This is a genomic window from Streptomyces vilmorinianum, from assembly GCF_005517195.1.
GTDB classification, from domain to species: domain Bacteria; phylum Actinomycetota; class Actinomycetes; order Streptomycetales; family Streptomycetaceae; genus Streptomyces; species Streptomyces vilmorinianum.
Map to the genome: position 1 here is coordinate 3369225 of NZ_CP040244.1, position 16359 is coordinate 3385583.

The window sequence follows — 16359 nt, forward strand, 5'->3', positions numbered from 1 at the left end:
AGCGCCGTACGGGCGGAGTGGGCTCTGGACCGACGCGCTTCTCTGATGGATACTGCGCAGGAAATGGATGCTCGAAGTTGCTCGAAAATATGCTCTTACGAGCATGAGTGAGCATCACTTGTCTGTGAAGGAGTCGCACGTGCCCAGCTCGGGACCCTCCCGCACCGCCGCCGAGATCGCCTCCCAGCCCGCCTCCTGGCGCAAGGCCGCCGAGACCCTGCCCCAGCACCGCGCGGCCCTCCCGGTACGCGGTGAACGCGTCGCCGTGACGGGCTGCGGCACCTCCTGGTTCATCGCCCAGGCCTACGCCCGGCTCCGCGAGAGCGGCGGCCACGGCGAGACGGATGCCTTCGCCGCCTCCGAGTTCCCGCCCGGGCGCCGCTACGACCGGATCCTGGCCATCACCCGCTCCGGCACCACCACCGAGGTCCTCGACCTGCTCGCCCGGGTCAGGGGAACAGTGACCACCGGAGCCCTCACCGCGGACCCGGCGACCCCCGTCATGACGGCGGCCGACGCCGTGGCCGTACTCGACTTCGCCGACGAGGAGTCGGTGGTGCAGACCCGCTTCGCCACCACCGCCCTCGCCCTGCTCCGCGCGCACCTGGAGGCCGAGGACGCCCTGCCCGCCGGCGTGCGCACGGTGGAGCAGGCGGCCAAGGACGCCGAGCGCGCCGTCGCCGAACCCCTCGCCGCCGAGATCACCGAGGCCGAGCAGTACACCTTCCTCGGCTTCGGCTGGACCTACGGCCTCGCCCTCGAAGCCGGGCTGAAGATGCGCGAGGCAGCGGGCGCCTGGACCGAGGCGTACCCGGCCATGGAGTACCGGCACGGACCCATCAGCGTCACCGCGCCGGGCCGGGTGGCCTGGGCGTTCGGCCCCGTCCCCGCCGGCCTCGCCGACGACGTCGCCCGCGTCGGCGGCACCCTCGTCGCGGAGTCGGGCGACACCGACGCGGCGCTCGACCCGATGGCCGACCTCATCCGCGCGCAGCGGCTCGCCGTCCTGCTCGCCGAGGCGCAGGGCCAGGACCCCGACCGGCCGCGCAACCTCACCCGGTCCGTCGTCCTGACCACCGGTGGAGCGGAGCAGAACTGATGCCGCTCACCACCACCGGCGAGATCGTCCTCGGCGCACGCGAACAGAACGCCGGCGCCGGGGCGTTCAACGTCATCCAGATCGAGCACGCGCAGGCCATCGTCGCCGGGGCCGAGGCCGCCGACCGGCCCGTCATCCTGCAGATCAGCGAGAACACGGCCCGCTACCACGGCTCCCTGGAACCCATCGGACTCGCCACCCTCGCCATCGCCCGCCGGGCCGCCGTCCCGGTCTCGGTCCACCTCGACCACGCCGAGTCGCCCGAGCTCGTCCGCGAGGCGGTCGAACTCGGCTTCCGCTCCGTCATGTTCGACGCCTCCACCCTCCCGTACGAGCAGAACGTGGCCGCCACCCGCGAGATGGCGGACCACTGCCACCGCCACGACGTCTGGGTGGAGGCCGAACTCGGCGAGGTGGGCGGCAAGGACGGCGCCCACGCCCCCGGGGTGCGCACCGACCCGGACGAGGCGCGGGAGTTCGTCGCCGCCACCGCGGTGGACGCCCTCGCCGTCGCCGTCGGCAGCTCGCACGCCATGCTCACCCGGGACGCCGTCCTCGACTTCGAGCTCGTCTCCCGGCTGCGCGAGGCCGTGGACGTACCCCTCGTACTGCACGGCTCGTCAGGGGTCGGGGACGTGGACCTCAGCTGGGCGATCAGCGCCGGCATGACGAAGGTGAACGTCTCCACCCACCTGAACAAGGCGTTCACCCAGGCCGTCCGCACCTGCCTGCGCGAGAACGCCGAGACCGTCGACCCCCGCCGCTATCTCGCCCCGGCGCGGACCGCCGTCGCGGAGGCGGTCACCCATCTGCTCCGGGTGCTCGCCGCCGACGCGTGCAGCGTCATTCGCACGTGACGCGGTCGCGCGGGGTGTAGTGCGTACGGAACGTCTCCCGCCCCACCTCCGCCCCGTCATCGCGGAAGACACGGTCCACGGTGATGTCGAAGCCCTCCAGCGGGGGCTGCGGCTCGCACTTGGGGCCCGTGCCCGTCCGCTCGGCGGGCTCCGTGAGGTTGGTGCGGGGGCCCTCCACCGCCTCCACGACGTCGTACTTCTTCGTGCCGAGGAAGCTGACGGTCACCGAGGAGTCCGTGGAACTCGCCTGGATGTAGATCGACGCGTCGGAATTGTTGCGGAACTTCAGGTCCAGCGTGCCCCAGGCCACGGTCGCCTCCCGGCCGGGCGGGTACCGCTCGATGTAGAAGGAGTGCGCCCCGTACTCGACCGGCTTGACCCCTGCGAAGAAGATCGCGTTGAAGACGGTGGTGGCGACGGCCGAGACCCCGCCGCCCGGAGCCGAGTGGTACTGCCCGTCCAGGATCATGGTGCCGTCCACGAAGCCGTTGGCCTTGGTCCGCTCGCCGACGGTCCGGTTGAAGCTCCAGACCTCTCCGGGCTTCACCACGGAGCCGTTGATCAGCTCGACCGCCCGGCCGATGTTGATCGTCCGGTAGGGCGCGGTGGGGAAGTCGACCGTGAACGTCGACATCCGGTCCTTGATGCCCATCTCCGCCACCGACGCTCGGGTCAGCACCGGCTGGATCAGCTCCGTGGCCACGGGCCCGGTCCGGGCGGCCTCGCCCTTCTTCGGCAGCAGCGGAAGCACCGCGTCGCCCAGGGCCTTCGCGGACACCACATGGCCCGGGCGGCCGTCCGAGAGCACCACCACCCGGCCGTCCTCCTCCACCCCCAGCTTCGCCTCCACCGGACCGGTGGCGACCGCGTCGAGCGGGCGCGCCACCGCCGGGTCGCGGATCAGCCCCTGGGCGTCCAGCGTGGGGACGAGCCGGCCCTTGGCGTCCGCCTTCACCGTCAGATGGGCGCCGAGCGTCGTCGGCGTGATCCGCAGGCTCTTGCCGTCGACGGTGAGAGTGACCGGCCCCGACATCGCCGGGGTCCCGAACTCGTTCAGGAAACGCGCCGTCTCGGCCTCGCCCACCTTGGGCCGGAACACGGCGGTCGGCAGTGCGACCGGGTTCTCCGCCACGCGCTCGGGATAGTTGGCGCGCAGGGTGTCGACGGCGCCGTCGACGTCCAGCTTCTGTCCGTCGCGAGCCTGGACGGTGACCACCTGGCCCGCCTTGAAGGAGACGGACCCCTCGACGGTGGCGCGGTCGTACGTCCGGGCCGTCTCGGCCATCGCCGTACGGGCCTCGGCCTCGTCGAAGGAGACGACCGGTTCGACGTCCCTCTCGTCCGAGGAGAACAGCCGGCCGATCACGGTCGCCGGGCCGCGCGCGGGGTCGGCGGCCCGGTCGACGGTCTGCCGCACATCGACACTCAGACCGGCGGTGGCGGGATCGACGGTACCGGTGCTCTCACCGATCAGCACCGGTATCGGGGCGGTCCAGGACGCCGGTGCCGAGGACGTCAGCTTCGCCCGCGCCTCGTCGCGGCTCAGACCGCCGATGTCCACGCCGTCGACCCTGGTGCCCTCGGATATGTCGTCGCCGGTGGCGACGAGCCCCGCCACGTACAGCCCGCCCGCGGCGACGAGGGCCGCTCCGGCCGCCGCCACCGCGATGCGTATCCGCCGACGGCCCCGGGAGGGGGCCGCGTCGTCGTACCTGGAGCCGCGCACACAGCCTCCCGGTGCGGTCGGGGTACCCGAGATCCACCGGCGACGTTACGCCGAGCGGGTACCCCACGCATGTCGGAAGGCCCTGACCTGGGCTGATCTCGCTGTTGCGGCCTCGGCTCAGCCCGCCGCCGGATCGGCCAGCTCGCCCGACCGCGCCACGCCCGCGTACCAGTGCGCGCTCGCCTTGGGCGTACGCGTCTGCGTCGCGTAGTCGACGTGGACGGCGCCGAACCGCTTCGCATAGCCGTACGCCCACTCGAAGTTGTCCATCAGCGACCAGAGGAAGTAGCCGCGGACGTCCGCTCCGTCGGCGATCGCCCGGTGCACGGCCGCCAGATGGCCGTGCACGTACGCGATCCGCTCGGGGTCGTGGACCGTGCCGTCCCCGCGGACCTCGTCCTCGTAGGCGGCGCCGTTCTCCGTGATCAGCAGCGGCAGGTCCGGGTAGCGCGCGGAGACCCGCGTCAGCAGGTCGTACAGGCCGCTCGGGTCCACCGCCCAGCCCATCGCCGTGCTCTCGCCCGGTGCCCGGTGGAAGGCGACGTCGTCGGCCCCCGGCCAGGGGGAGTGGTCGCTCGCCCCGTGCCCGTCGTCCTGCGGCTTAGCCATCCCCTCCGCGACCGCCGACACCACCGTCGGCGTGTAGTAGTTGATGCCGAGCGAGTCCAGCGGCTGCCGGATCGCCGCCGTGTCGCCGTCCCGTACGAACGCCCAGTCGGTGAGCGACGCCGTGTCGGCGAGCAGGTCCTCCGGGTACGCCCCGTCGAGCAGCGGGCCCAGGAAGACCCGGTTGCCGACCGCGTCGATCCGGCGGGCCGCCTCCCGGTCCCCGGCCGACGCGGGGTCGAGCGGACGGATCTCGTGCAGGTTGAGGCTGATGGAGAGCCGGGCCCGGCCCGGCAGCGCCGCGTGCAGCGCCTGGGCGGCGAGACCGTGCCCCAGGTTGAGGTGGTGGGCGGCGCGCAGGGCGGCCACCGGGTCGGTGCGGCCCGGCGCGTGGACCCCGGAGCCGTACCCCAGGAACGCACTGCACCAGGGCTCGTTGAGCGTGGTCCAGCGGGTGACCCGGTCGCCGAGCGCCTCGCCGACCAGCGTCGCGTACGCGCCGAACCGTTCGGCGGTGGCCCGCTCGGGCCAGCCGCCCGCGTCCTCCAGATCCTGCGGCAGGTCCCAGTGGTAGAGCGTGACGACCGGCTCGATGCCGGCCCCGAGCAGTTCGTCGACGAGACGGCGGTAGAAGTCCAGGCCCTTCTGGACGGCGGGGCCACGCCCGGTGGGCTGGACCCGCGGCCACGAGACCGAGAACCGGTAGGCGCTCAGGCCCAGGTCCGCCATCATCCGGACGTCGTCACGGAAGCGGTGGTAGTGGTCGACCGCCACATCACCGGTGTGGCCCTCGAAGACCTTCCCCGGGGTGTGCGAGAAGGTGTCCCAGATCGACGGGGTGCGGCCGTCCTCCGCCGCGGCGCCCTCGATCTGGTACGCGGCGGTGGCGGCGCCCCACAGGAAGCCGGCCGGAAAGCGTCGGGTCGTGGTGAGCGGTCGGGGATCTGTCGCGGTCATGCGGAAGTGCTCCCGGGTGAGAGAGACGTACGAAGGACGTACGAGCGATGTGGGGGGGAGAGAGGGTGAGGTACGGGGGTCGGGGCGCCGGTCAGCTCTTGACCGCGCCCGCGGTGATGCCGCCCACGATGTGCTTGCCGAGCACGGCGAAGACCAGCAGCAGCGGCAGCGTCGATATCAGCGCGCCGGTCAGCACGATCGACTGGTCGACGGTGTGATTGCCCGATCCGAGGCCGGCGAGGGCGACCTGCAGGGTCGGATTCCCGTCCGGGGTCAGCGCGATGAACGGCCAGAAGAAGTCGTTCCAGGCCTGGACGAAGACGAGCATGCCGAGCACCGCCATCGCGGGCCTGGCCACCGGGAACACCACGTGCCAGATGATCCTGAGGCTGTGCGCGCCGTCCATCCGGGCCGCCTCCACCAGCTCCACCGGCAGCGCCTCGATCAGGTACTGGCGCATGAAGAACACGCCGAACGCGGCGACCAGGGACGGCAGGACGACCGACTGCAGCTGGTCGACCCAGCCCAGGTCGGTGATGATCCGGTAGAGCGGGATCACGCTGAGCTGCGGAGGGATCGTCATCGTCGCCACCACGAGCGTCAGCATGGCGCCCCGCCCCTTGAACGGCAGCTTGGCGAAGGCGAATCCGGCCAGGGTGGAGAACAGGACGGTGGACAGCGCCACGAGCCCCGCCACGACCGTGGTGTTGACGAGGGCCTCGCCCATGTCGACCTGGTTCCAGGCGAAGGTGAGGTTGTCGAAGAGCCGGGGGCCGGGCAGCAGCGGGGCCGGGGCCTCGACCACGCGCTCGCCCGAGTGGGAGGCGGCGACCAGGTTCCAGTACAGCGGGAAGAGCGAGACCAGCGCGGCCAGGCCCAGCAGGACGTAGGTCAGCGGGCCGGCGTGGTGCTGGCGGCCGGCCGACGGCCGCAGGCTTACACGTACACGTGACATGAGGTCAGGCCCCCAGCTTCTTGCGGTTCACCCGTGCGAGGAGCAGCCGGACCGCTCCGATCAGCAGCAGGAGCAGCAGCATCACCCAGGCGATCGCGGACGCCTGCCCCAGCGCGCCGGTCACCCAGCCCTTCTCGTACATCAGCAGGCTCAGCGTCTGGAACTGGTTGCCGCTGCCGCCGCTGACCCCGAGGCTGCCACCGAAGATCATCGGCTCGCCGAACAGCTGGGTGGCGCCGATCGTGGAGACGACGATCGTGAACAGGATCGTCGGGCGGATCGAGGGGATCGTCACACTGAGGAACTGCCGCCACCGCGAGGCCCCGTCGAGCGCCGCCGCCTCGTACAGATCCTGCGGCACCGCCTGCATCGCGGCCAGATAGATCAGCGCGTTGTAGCCGGTCCAGCGCCAGGTCACGATCGTCGAGATGGCGATCTGCGCGGGCCACCGGGAGGACTCCCAGTCCACCGGGTCGAAGCCGACCCAGCCGAGGACGGTGTTGATGAGGCCGTAGTCGGTGTTGAAGAGCTGGGCGAACACCAGCGTCGCCGCCGCGATCGAGGTGGCGTACGGGGCGAGGACCGCGACCCGGAAGAAACCGCGGCCGCGCAGCTTGTAGTTGAGCAGATGGGCCAGGCCCAGAGCCATCAGCAGCTGGGGGACGGTCGACACGACACCGATGGTGAAGGTGTTGGCGAGCGCGTTCCAGAAGAACTCGCTGTCCGCGAGGGCGGTGTAGTTGTCCAGGCCGCGCCACTGCGCGTCGCCGCCGAGCTCCACCCGGTGGAGCGAGAGCCAGCCCGTGTAGATCAGCGGGAAGAGCCCGAAGGCCGCGAAGGTGAGGAAGAACGGGGCGACATAGGCGTACGGACTCAGCCGCAGGTCCCACCGGTAGAGCCGGCTGCGCCAGCTGCTCGTCGGTGGCCCGGGGGCGCCGGGAGCGGGGGAGGGCGGGGCGGGCGGCGGGGAGCCGTCGGCCGCCGCCCGGAGGGAGGTGGCCACGGGGGCGTCCCTTCGGTGTCGGTGCGCAGTGCAGTGCAGTGCAGTGCAGTGCAGTGCGCGGCGTGCGGGGCGGGGTCGGGCGGCCGCCCGGCGGGGGAGCGCCGGGCGGCTCGGGGGCGACCCCCGCTACTGCTCGATCTTGTCCTCGACCAGCTTCTTGACGTTCTCCCACGCCTTCGCGGGGTCGGTGCCGCGCTGCTCGATGTCGAGAATGCCGTTGTCGGTGAGGAAGGTCTTCACCTGGCCGTCCCAGCGGCTGATCGGGGCCGGAGTGATGCCGGCCGCGGCCTGCGAGTAGATCCGGCCGACCGGGGTGTCACCGAAGTACGGCAGCTTGGCGTCCTGCACGACCGCGGACGTGAGGGTGTGCTTGGTCGAGGGGATGTTGCCGTTCACGCCGAAGACCTTGGCGTGCTGCGCGGGCGCGGTGAGCCAGGCGGCGAGCTCCGCGGCCTCCTTGGCGTGCTTGCCCGACTTGGGGACGGCGAGGAACGAGCCGCCCCAGTTGCCGGCCACGGGCGGCGCGGCGATGTCCCACTTGCCCTGGTTGGCGGCGCCCGCCTGATCCTTGATGATGCCGGTCATCCAGCTCGGGCAGGCGACCGTGGCGAACTTGGAGTTCTTGAAGGCGGCGTTCCAGGTCCCCTTCTCGTCGAACTGGCGGAGCTTGGCGGTGATACCGCTCTGCGCCGCGGCGACGGCGGTGTCCCAGGCCTTCTTCACGCCCGGGCTGTTCTCGTAGTCCAGCTCGCCCTTGGTATTGGCGTACTGCACCGGCTCGCTGGAGACGACCGCGTTGAACAGGCCGCTCGCGGAGTCGTGGAAGGCCGTACCGGCCGGAGCGTTCTTCTGGTAGGTCTTGCCGGTCTCCAGGAACTTCGCCCAGTCGCCCTGCCACAGCGCGGCGACCGCGGCGCGGTCGGTGGGCAGCTTGGCCTTGGCGAACAGGTCCTTGTTGTAGCAGATGGCCATCGGGCCGATGTCGGTGCCGAGGCCGATGATCTTGCCGTCGGGCGTCGTGGCCTGCTTGACCTTCCAGTCGAGGAAGGCGCCGATCTCCGAGCCGCCCGTCGTGCCGAGGTCGACCCACTTGTCCGCCATGGCGGGGCCGGTGGCCTCCGCGACGTAGCCGACCTCCAGAGCCTGGATGTCGGCGAGGCCGCTGTTGCGGGAGAGACGCAGCTTGAGGGTGTCCCAGTACTTCTGTCCGTCGGCGACGTTCGACTCGACGATCTTGATGTCGGGGTGCGCCTTCTCGTACTCGGCGTACAGCTTGGCGCCCGTCGTGTTGTCGTAACCGAAGGAGCCGAAGGTGCCGATGCGCAGGGTGATCTTCCCGTCGTCGCCGGCCTGGTCGGAACCGCCGTCGCTGCCGCAGCCGGTGATCAGGGCGGCGCAGGCCACGGCCCCCGCGACCGCGGCGCGTGCGGTGTGACGGCTTCTCTGTCTGCTGCGGCTCGTGCTGGAAGTGCGCATACGACTCTCCTCGTCCGGGGTGGTGCGGTGCGTGGGCTCAGCGGGCCACGCATGGGAGCGCTCCCACTGCGTCTCGCCGGAAGGTTGCTGCCTGGCCCGTACGGGTGTCAAGAGGTGGGTCGCGATCCGTTACGCAGGAGGTGGGAGCGCTCCCACGCTTGATAGGCTCACGGGAACGCAGGGATACGAGGGGAGACGGCAGATGGTGGTGAACGGGCGCCAGACCGGCAGGCCCACCCTGGAGGAGGTCGCGGCCAGAGCGGGCGTCGGACGCGGCACGGTCTCGCGGGTGATCAACGGCTCCCCACGGGTGAGCGAGCACGCCAAGGCCGCCGTCGACCGGGCCGTCGCCGAACTCGGCTACGTACCCAACCGTGCGGCGCGGGCCCTGGCCGGCAGCCGCACCGACGCCGTGGCGCTGGTGATCCCCGAGACCGAGGCGCGGCTGTTCGCGGAGCCGTACTTCCTCGACATCATCCGCGGGGTCAGTGCCGAACTCGGCGACGCCGACAAGCAGTTGCTGCTCACGCTCATCCGCAGCGACAAGGAGCGCCAGCGGTTCGAGCAGTACCTCGCCGCCCAGCGGGTGGACGGCGTGCTGCTGGTCTCGGTCCACGGCGACGACCCGCTGCCCGACCAGGTGCGGGCGCTCGGACTGCCGGCCGTCCTGAACGGCCGCCGCACCGAGAGCGAACCGGTGGCCTACGTCGACTCCGACAACGTCGGCGCCGGGCGCTCCGCGGTCGCCCATCTCGCGGAGCGGGGCCGCCGCCGCATCGCGACCATCACGGGCCCCCTCGACATGGACGCCGCCCGCTGCCGCCTCGACGGCTACCGCCAAGGGCTCGCGGAGGCCGGGCTCGCCGACGACGAACTCCTCGTCGCCACCGGTGACTTCACCGAGGAGGGCGGGCGACGCGCCAGGCGGGAGCTGCTCGCGCGCAGCCCCGGCCTCGACGCCGTCTTCGCCGCCTCCGACGTGATGGCGGCCGGGGCGCGTGGCGTGCTGCGCGAGTCGGGGCGCCGCGTCCCCGAGGACGTGGCCCTGGTCGGGGTCGACGACTCCGCGGTGGCCCGCCACATGGACCCGCCCCTGACCAGCGTGCGCCAGCCGATCGAGGAGATGGGGCGCACGATGGCCAGGCTGCTGCTCCAGGAGATCGCGGGGGCGTCCGAGGGGCAGCCCCACCGCGTGCTCCCGACGGAGCTGGTGGTCCGGGACTCGTCCTGACCCGCACGCCCCCGCACGCCCCCGTGTGGCGGCGGCACCGCCCGTGCCGTCCCGGCGGCCCGTCCGCGGCACGGGTTCCCGCCTCGGCGAGTCGTTCGGGTGCCTCCAGCGGGCGGGCGGGAGCCCGCCGGGTTCGAATCGGAGCATGGCTCCCAACGACAGGCTCCGCACGGACGGCAGCACGCATCCCCTGGAGACCGGCACCTGGTGGTACGCCTCCGTCGCCGGTGAAGCGGCCGACTCCTTCAGCGCCCGCGTCCGCAAGCGCATGCGGCGCGCCGCCCTCGGCTCGGTCCTGCTCCTCGTGGTCGTCTACGCCGGGCTCGTGCTGACCGCGACGGGCCAGCGCTGGGAGAACGCCGTGCTCGCGGGCCGGCTGACCGACGAGACGCTGGCCGCCGCCCACGAGGCGAACCGCACCCTGCAGCACATCACGATCTCCTCCCTCGCCGCCGCCCTGCTGGTGCTGACCGCCATCGGGCTGCTGCGCCGTCGGTACGCGCTCACCCTCGCCGCACTCGGCACAGTCACCGTCTCCCTGGTCCTCGCAGAGCTGCTCAAGCGCTATCTCCTGGTCCGCCCCGACCTGGCCGACGCGCCCCCGCACCTGACCCAGAACAGCTTCCCGAGCGGCCACACCACGATCGCCATGAGCGTGATGTTCGGCCTCATGCTCGTCGTCCCCTACCGGACGCGCGGTCTCGCCGTGGGCCTGTGCGCCCTGTGGGCCACGGCCGTCGGCGCGTACACCGTGGCCGCGGGCTGGCACCGGCCCAGCGACGCCATCGGCGCCGACCTGCTCGTCCTCGCCGTGGCCTGCGGTCTCCTCGCCCTTCTCGCCCGGCGGGGCAGGGTGGGCCCCGCCCGGAGGCGCCGCTACCCCCTGCGTGCCCTCTTCGTGATCGTCCCGCTGACCCTCGCCGCCGCCGGAGGCCTCGGCTTCGGGCTCGTCCTCCTCGTCGACTCGATGTTCGCCCTGGACCCCGGCGACCCCGCCGTTCCGCGCCTCGCCTACCAGTCCGGACACGCCCTCGCGATCGGGGCGGCCGCGGCCGCGACCCTGGTCCTGATGGGTCTGCTGCGCCATGTCGACCTCGACGCACGCCCCGTCCCGTACCGACTGACGGGGCCCTTTCCCGCCGAGCCCGATCACGAGATATCTTGATGTCGAGCAATCTCGCAGACGCAGACGTGGAGCGGAGCACACCCGGTGACTGACTCGACCATCATCTACACCCACACTGACGAGGCGCCCGCCCTGGCGACGTACTCGTTCCTGCCCGTGATCCAGGCCTACGCCTCGACGGCCGGGGTCAATGTCGAGACCCGTGACATCTCCCTGGCGGGCCGCATCATCGCCAGCTTCCCCGAGCGTCTCGAAGAGGGGCAGCGCATCGACGACGCCCTCGCCGAGCTCGGCGCGCTGGCCAAGACGCCCGGCGCCAACATCATCAAGCTGCCGAACGTCTCGGCCTCCATCCCGCAGCTCAAGGCCGCCATCGCCGAGCTCCAGGGCCAGGGCTACGCCCTCCCGGACTACCCGGACGACCCGCAGACGGACGAGGACAAGGACGTCCGCGCCCGCTACGACAAGATCAAGGGCAGCGCCGTCAACCCGGTCCTGCGCGAGGGCAACTCCGACCGCCGCGCCCCCGCGTCGGTCAAGAACTACGCCAAGACGCACCCGCACCGCATGGGCGCCTGGACCCCCGAGTCCAAGACGAGCGTCGCCACCATGGGTGAGAACGACTTCGCCTCCACGGAGAAGTCCGCCGTCATCGCCGAGGACGGCACCCTGCGCTTCGAGCACGTCGCCGCCGACGGCACCGTCACCGAGCTGCGCGAGCCGCTCGCCGTGATCGCCGGCGAGGTCGTCGACGCCGCCGTCATGCGCGCCGCCGCGCTGCGCACCTTCCTGAGCGAGCAGGTCGCCCGCGCCAAGGCCGAGGGCGTGCTCTTCTCCGTGCACCTCAAGGCCACGATGATGAAGGTCTCCGACCCGATCGTCTTCGGCCACGTGGTGCGCGCCTTCTTCCCGAAGACCTTCGCGGCCTACGGCGAGGTGCTCGCCGCCGCCGGCCTGTCCCCCAACGACGGCCTCGGCACCATCCTCCAGGGCCTGTCGGCGCTCCCCGAGGGCGACGCGATCAAGGCGTCCTTCGACGCCGAGATCGCCGAGGGCCCGGCCCTCGCCATGGTCGACTCCGACAAGGGCATCACCAACCTGCACGTGCCGTCCGACGTCATCGTCGACGCCTCCATGCCGGCCATGATCCGCACCTCCGGCCACATGTGGGGCCCGGACGGCCAGGAGGCCGACACCCTCGCCGTCCTCCCGGACAGCAGCTACTCCGGCGTCTACCAGGCCGTCATCGAGGACTGCCGCGCCCACGGCGCCTTCGACCCGTCGACCATGGGCTCCGTCCCGAACGTCGGCCTCATGGCGCAGAAGGCCGAGGAGTACGGCTCCCACGACAAGACCTTCGAGATCGCCGCGGCCGGCACCGTCCGCCTCGTCGACGCCGCCGGCAACGTCGTCCTGGAGCAGGAGGTCGCCGAGGGCGACATCTTCCGCGCCTGCCAGACCAAGGACCTCCCGATCCAGGACTGGGTCAAGCTCGCCGTCACCCGCGCCCGCGCCACCGGCTCCCCGGCCGTCTTCTGGCTCGACGAGAACCGCGCGCACGACGCCCAGCTGATCTCCAAGGTCGTCAAGTACCTGACGGAGCACGACACCGAGGGCCTGGAGATCAAGATCCTCTCCCCGGTCGAGGCCACCGCGTTCTCCCTGGAGCGCATCCGCCGTGGCGAGGACGCCATCTCGGTGACCGGCAACGTGCTGCGCGACTACCTGACCGACCTCTTCCCGATCCTGGAGCTGGGCACCAGCGCCAAGATGCTCTCGGTCGTCCCGCTCATGGCCGGCGGCGGCCTGTTCGAGACGGGCGCCGGCGGCTCCGCCCCGAAGCACGTCCAGCAGCTCGTCAAGGAGAACTACCTCCGCTGGGACTCCCTGGGCGAGTTCTTCGCCCTGGCCGCCAGCTTCGAGCACCTGGCGACCACCACGGGCAACGCCCGCGCCCAGGTCCTGGCCGACACTCTCGACCGCGCCACCGGCACCTTCCTCAACGAGGACAAGTCGCCGACCCGTCGCCTCGGTGGTATCGACAACCGCGGCAGCCACTTCTACCTGGCCCTGTACTGGGCCCAGGAGCTGGCCAAGCAGACCGACGACGTGCAGCTCGCGGAGGCCTTCGCCGGTCTGGCCAAGACCCTCACCGAGCAGGAGGAGACCATCGTCTCCGAGCTCATCGCGGTCCAGGGCTCCCCGGCCGAGATCGGCGGCTACTACCAGCCGGACGCCGCCACGGCCGCGGCCGTGATGCGTCCGTCCGCCACCTTCAACGAGGCCATCGCGTCCCTCGTCTGATCCCGGCGCGACACCAGGGCCGCCCCGGCCGGAATTCCTCCGGCCGGGGCGGCCTCGTCGGTGGCGCATGTGGCATCCGGGTGTGAACCTGGATGGATGAGCTGGGCATCATGGACGACCGCCGGGGTCTATACCGGGCGCGGTGGGGTGCTCACCGACGAAGTCGGTGCGGTCACGGGCGACCTGACCGTTCACACCACCTTTGCAGAGGGCGAAGCACGCGTGGCCGTGCAGTACAGCGGCGCCTCCGACTGGTTCACGATGTCGGGCAGTCCGGTTCCGTGCTCCTCGGAGGCGGAGAGCCGCGAACTGCACGAGGCCGCCGTCGAAGCCGTACGGGCGGGGAACGCGGCGACCGTGCCGTATCTGCCCCATCCACCGGCATAAGACATCGTCGAATAAGTGTTATCCCGCCCGCTCCCACGGGTCTCCTCACGGCGAGGACGGACAGACCCAGGCGTGAGGGAGCAGGCAGATGCACAGCGACGAGCGCGGCGCGGCCGCACTGGTGGCCGCGGCCGCGGCCGGGGACACGTACGCCGGGGAGCGGCTCCTGCGCGCCTGGCTCCCGCTCGTCTACAACATCGTCGGCCGCGCGCTGGACGGCCACGCCGATGTCGACGACGTCGTGCAGGAGACGATGGTCCGCGCCCTGGCCGGGCTGCCGGGGCTGCGCGACCCGGAACGCTTCCGGTCCTGGCTGATCGCGATCGCGATGAACCAGATCCGCCGGCGATGGCGCGAACGGCAGAGCGGCCCGCTGCCCGGCCTCGACCGGGCGGCCGAGCTGGCCGATCCCGGCGGTGACTTCGCCGACCTCACCATCCTGCGCCTGGGTCTCTCCGGCCAGCGGCGCGAGCTCGCCGAGGCGACCCGCTGGCTCGACGAGGGCGACCGCGACCTCCTGGCCCTGTGGTGGCTGGAGGCGGGCGGCGAACTGAGCCGCGCGGAGCTCGCCGAGGCGCTGCACATCACCCCGGCGCACGCGGCGGTCCGCGTCCAGCGGATGAAGGACCGGCTGGAGACCGGGCGGGCCGTCGTCCGGGCGCTCGCCGCGAAGCCGCCCTGCGCGGAGCTGGCCCTGGTGACCGCCGACTGGGACGGGCACCCGGCGCCCCTGTGGCGAAAACGCCTCGCCCGCCATGTGACCACCTGCTCCGCCTGCGACCGCGCCCGCTCGGACCTGGCCCCCGCAGAGGGCCTCCTGGTCGGCCTCGGCCTGGTACCGCCCCTGCTGACCTGGGCCCTGGACGACGTGCGACCGGAGACCGAGCCGGCGGCCTGGGACACGCCGTACGCGGACACGCCGTACGGGGACACGCCGTACGGGGACACGCCGGGACCGGAGGGGGAACCCGTCCCGGACGCGGGTGTGGCGACGGGGCCGTACGGGGCCGCGGGGGTCACCCCGGAGCCGGTGGGCGTCCGGATCCCGGGGCCGCGTCGGCGGCGGGCGTCCGAGCGGCGGGCGACGGCGCGGCGGGCCTGTGCCGCCGGGGTCGTCGCGCTCGGTGTGCTCGGTGGGCTCATCCTGCTCGTACCGTCGCAGCCGGAGGCGGGCGAGCCCGCGCCACGGACGCCGGCCGCGCCGCCGCCCGTGCCGAGCACCGTACGGCAGCAGACGGCCGCGCCCGCGCCCCGCCCGAGCCGGGCCACCTCCACCGCGCCGACCCCGACCCCGACTCCCGACGCGACGCCGACCCCTACCGCCGAGGAACGGCTGACCCGCCTGGTCAACCAGCGCCGCGCGCAGGCGGGCTGCGCGCCGCTGCGCACCGATCCGAAGCTCGCCACGGCGGCCCGCGCCTACGCCCGGGACATGGTTCGGCGCGGCTACTACGCGCACAGCAGCCCGGAGGGCGAGTCAGCCGACACCCGCATCTCGGCGGCCGGGTACGCGTGGTCCGGCTGGGCCGAGAACCTGGCGCGCGGCACGGCCGACCCGGCCACCGTCTTCGCGGGCTGGATGGACGGCGCGATGCACGAGCGGAACATGCTGGACTGCGGCTACCGGCACACCGGAGTCGCCGCCGTGTCCGGACCCGACGGCACGGTGTGGGTGCAGAAGCTGGCCACGCCCGCGTCCTGAACCCACACCGCCGGGCGGGCCGCCCCCGTCAGCGCCTGACGCCGAAGTTCTGCACCCACCAAGGGCCGTTGGCGGTGAGCGTCACGCCGACGCCGATGTCCTTGAAGGAGCAGTTGAGGATGTTGCGGCGGTGCCCGTCGCTCTTCATCCAGTCCTCCATCGCCTCCGCGGGACTCTTCGGGCCGCGGTGGATGTTCTCCGCCCAGGTGAACCACGCGTACCCGGCCGCCCTGATCCGGTCGCCCGCGTCCCGCCCCTCGGGGCTGTTGTGCTCGTAGTAGTCGCGACGCGCCATGTCGTCGGCGTGCGCCTGGGCCGAGGTGCGCAGCCGGCCGTCGGAGCGCAGCGGGGCGCACCCGGCCTTCGCCCGCTCGGCGTTGGCGAGCGCGACGACCCGATCGATGTACTGCGCGGCCTTCCCGCTGGTGGAGGTTCCCGCCGCCGGTGGCACCGCCTTCTGCTGGGCAGGCACCGGGCGGGCGGAGGCCGCCGGCGACGAGGGCGCGGACGGGGCCTGCGACGCTCCCACGGACCGGGGCGCCGACGGGGCCGCGGACGGGGCCGCGGTCACGGACGACGGTACGGAAGGCGCGGTCGGGGTCGCCCGGGGAGGTACGGCGGGCGCGTCGGACGCGGAAGGCGCGGGCATCGGCGCGGCCCCCTCGGCGTGGGGGGCCACATTCGTGAGGGCGACCGCGTCCGAACGGGTGTCCGTGCCGGGCGTGGCAGTCCCCAGGGCCGCGTACGTCCCGGCGGCCACCGTGAGGACGGCCGTCGCCGCGCCCGCGAGGGTCACGGCCGTACGGAACGACGGTATCCGGCGCGACTGACGTCGCGTACCCCCTCCGCCTCTGCGGTGGCGGCCGCCACCGTTCATCCGCTGGTCGTCGGGGCTGCGCTCGTCATCGTGCTGCATGGGCTCCGCTCTCT

At 72.4% G+C, this 16359-nt stretch carries 13 protein-coding genes; 7 read left to right on the forward strand and 6 right to left on the reverse strand.

Features of this window, described 5'->3' with window-relative positions; translation table 11 throughout:
• Positions 1 to 139 precede the first annotated feature (139 nt).
• A complete protein-coding gene (locus tag FDM97_RS15820) occupies positions 140 to 1099 on the forward strand; it encodes an SIS domain-containing protein (protein WP_254705614.1) in 960 nt (319 codons plus the stop codon).
• The gene (locus FDM97_RS15825) at positions 1099 to 1956 is read left to right on the forward strand and encodes a class II fructose-bisphosphate aldolase (RefSeq protein WP_137991044.1); all 858 of its coding nucleotides are present in this window, start codon (positions 1099 to 1101) and stop codon (positions 1954 to 1956) included. Before FDM97_RS15820 ends, FDM97_RS15825 begins: the two co-directional genes overlap by 1 nt.
• On the opposite strand, the gene FDM97_RS15830 is transcribed toward FDM97_RS15825, so the two are convergent.
• The 5 genes from FDM97_RS15830 to FDM97_RS15850 form a co-directional block, all read right to left on the reverse strand.
• Positions 1943 to 3682 (reverse strand): VanW family protein, encoded by a 1740-nt coding sequence (locus FDM97_RS15830; protein WP_137991045.1) that lies wholly within the window; start codon positions 3680 to 3682, stop codon positions 1943 to 1945. The genes FDM97_RS15825 and FDM97_RS15830 overlap by 14 nt on opposite strands.
• 117 nt (positions 3683 to 3799) lie before the next feature.
• Positions 3800 to 5245, reverse strand: coding sequence for a GH1 family beta-glucosidase (locus tag FDM97_RS15835; protein WP_137991046.1), 1446 nt, complete (start codon positions 5243 to 5245; stop codon positions 3800 to 3802).
• A 91-nt stretch (positions 5246 to 5336) separates the two neighbouring features.
• Positions 5337 to 6200, reverse strand: coding sequence for a carbohydrate ABC transporter permease (locus tag FDM97_RS15840; RefSeq protein WP_137991047.1), 864 nt, complete (start codon positions 6198 to 6200; stop codon positions 5337 to 5339).
• A 4-nt stretch (positions 6201 to 6204) separates the two neighbouring features.
• Positions 6205 to 7203 carry a carbohydrate ABC transporter permease gene (locus tag FDM97_RS15845; protein ID WP_137991048.1) on the reverse strand — a complete coding sequence of 333 codons (999 nt, stop codon included), beginning with the start codon at positions 7201 to 7203 and terminating at the stop codon, positions 6205 to 6207.
• A gap of 126 nt (positions 7204 to 7329) precedes the next feature.
• A complete protein-coding gene (locus FDM97_RS15850; RefSeq protein ID WP_137991049.1) occupies positions 7330 to 8679 on the reverse strand; it encodes an ABC transporter substrate-binding protein in 1350 nt (449 codons plus the stop codon).
• Between the two features lie 202 nt (positions 8680 to 8881).
• Between FDM97_RS15850 and FDM97_RS15855 the strand changes: the two genes are divergently transcribed.
• From FDM97_RS15855 to FDM97_RS15875, 5 genes are all read left to right on the forward strand, one after another.
• Positions 8882 to 9910 (forward strand): LacI family DNA-binding transcriptional regulator, encoded by a 1029-nt coding sequence (locus tag FDM97_RS15855; RefSeq protein ID WP_137991050.1) that lies wholly within the window; start codon positions 8882 to 8884, stop codon positions 9908 to 9910.
• A gap of 145 nt (positions 9911 to 10055) precedes the next feature.
• Entirely contained in the window at positions 10056 to 11075 is a 1020-nt protein-coding gene (locus FDM97_RS15860; protein WP_137991051.1) for a phosphatase PAP2 family protein, read from the forward strand.
• A gap of 45 nt (positions 11076 to 11120) precedes the next feature.
• Complete coding sequence (locus FDM97_RS15865) at positions 11121 to 13340, forward strand: NADP-dependent isocitrate dehydrogenase (protein ID WP_137991052.1); 2220 nt, start codon at positions 11121 to 11123, stop codon at positions 13338 to 13340.
• Positions 13341 to 13436: 96 nt separating this feature from the next.
• On the forward strand, positions 13437 to 13727 hold the full coding sequence (locus FDM97_RS15870; protein ID WP_137991053.1) for a hypothetical protein: 291 nt from the start codon (positions 13437 to 13439) through the stop codon (positions 13725 to 13727).
• A gap of 88 nt (positions 13728 to 13815) precedes the next feature.
• Positions 13816 to 15429, forward strand: a complete 1614-nt coding sequence (locus FDM97_RS15875) for a sigma-70 family RNA polymerase sigma factor (RefSeq protein WP_137991054.1) — start codon at positions 13816 to 13818, stop codon at positions 15427 to 15429.
• A 28-nt stretch (positions 15430 to 15457) separates the two neighbouring features.
• On the opposite strand, the gene FDM97_RS35810 is transcribed toward FDM97_RS15875, so the two are convergent.
• Positions 15458 to 16345 carry a CAP domain-containing protein gene (locus tag FDM97_RS35810; protein WP_175439136.1) on the reverse strand — a complete coding sequence of 296 codons (888 nt, stop codon included), beginning with the start codon at positions 16343 to 16345 and terminating at the stop codon, positions 15458 to 15460.
• Between the last annotated feature and the right edge of the window lie 14 nt (positions 16346 to 16359).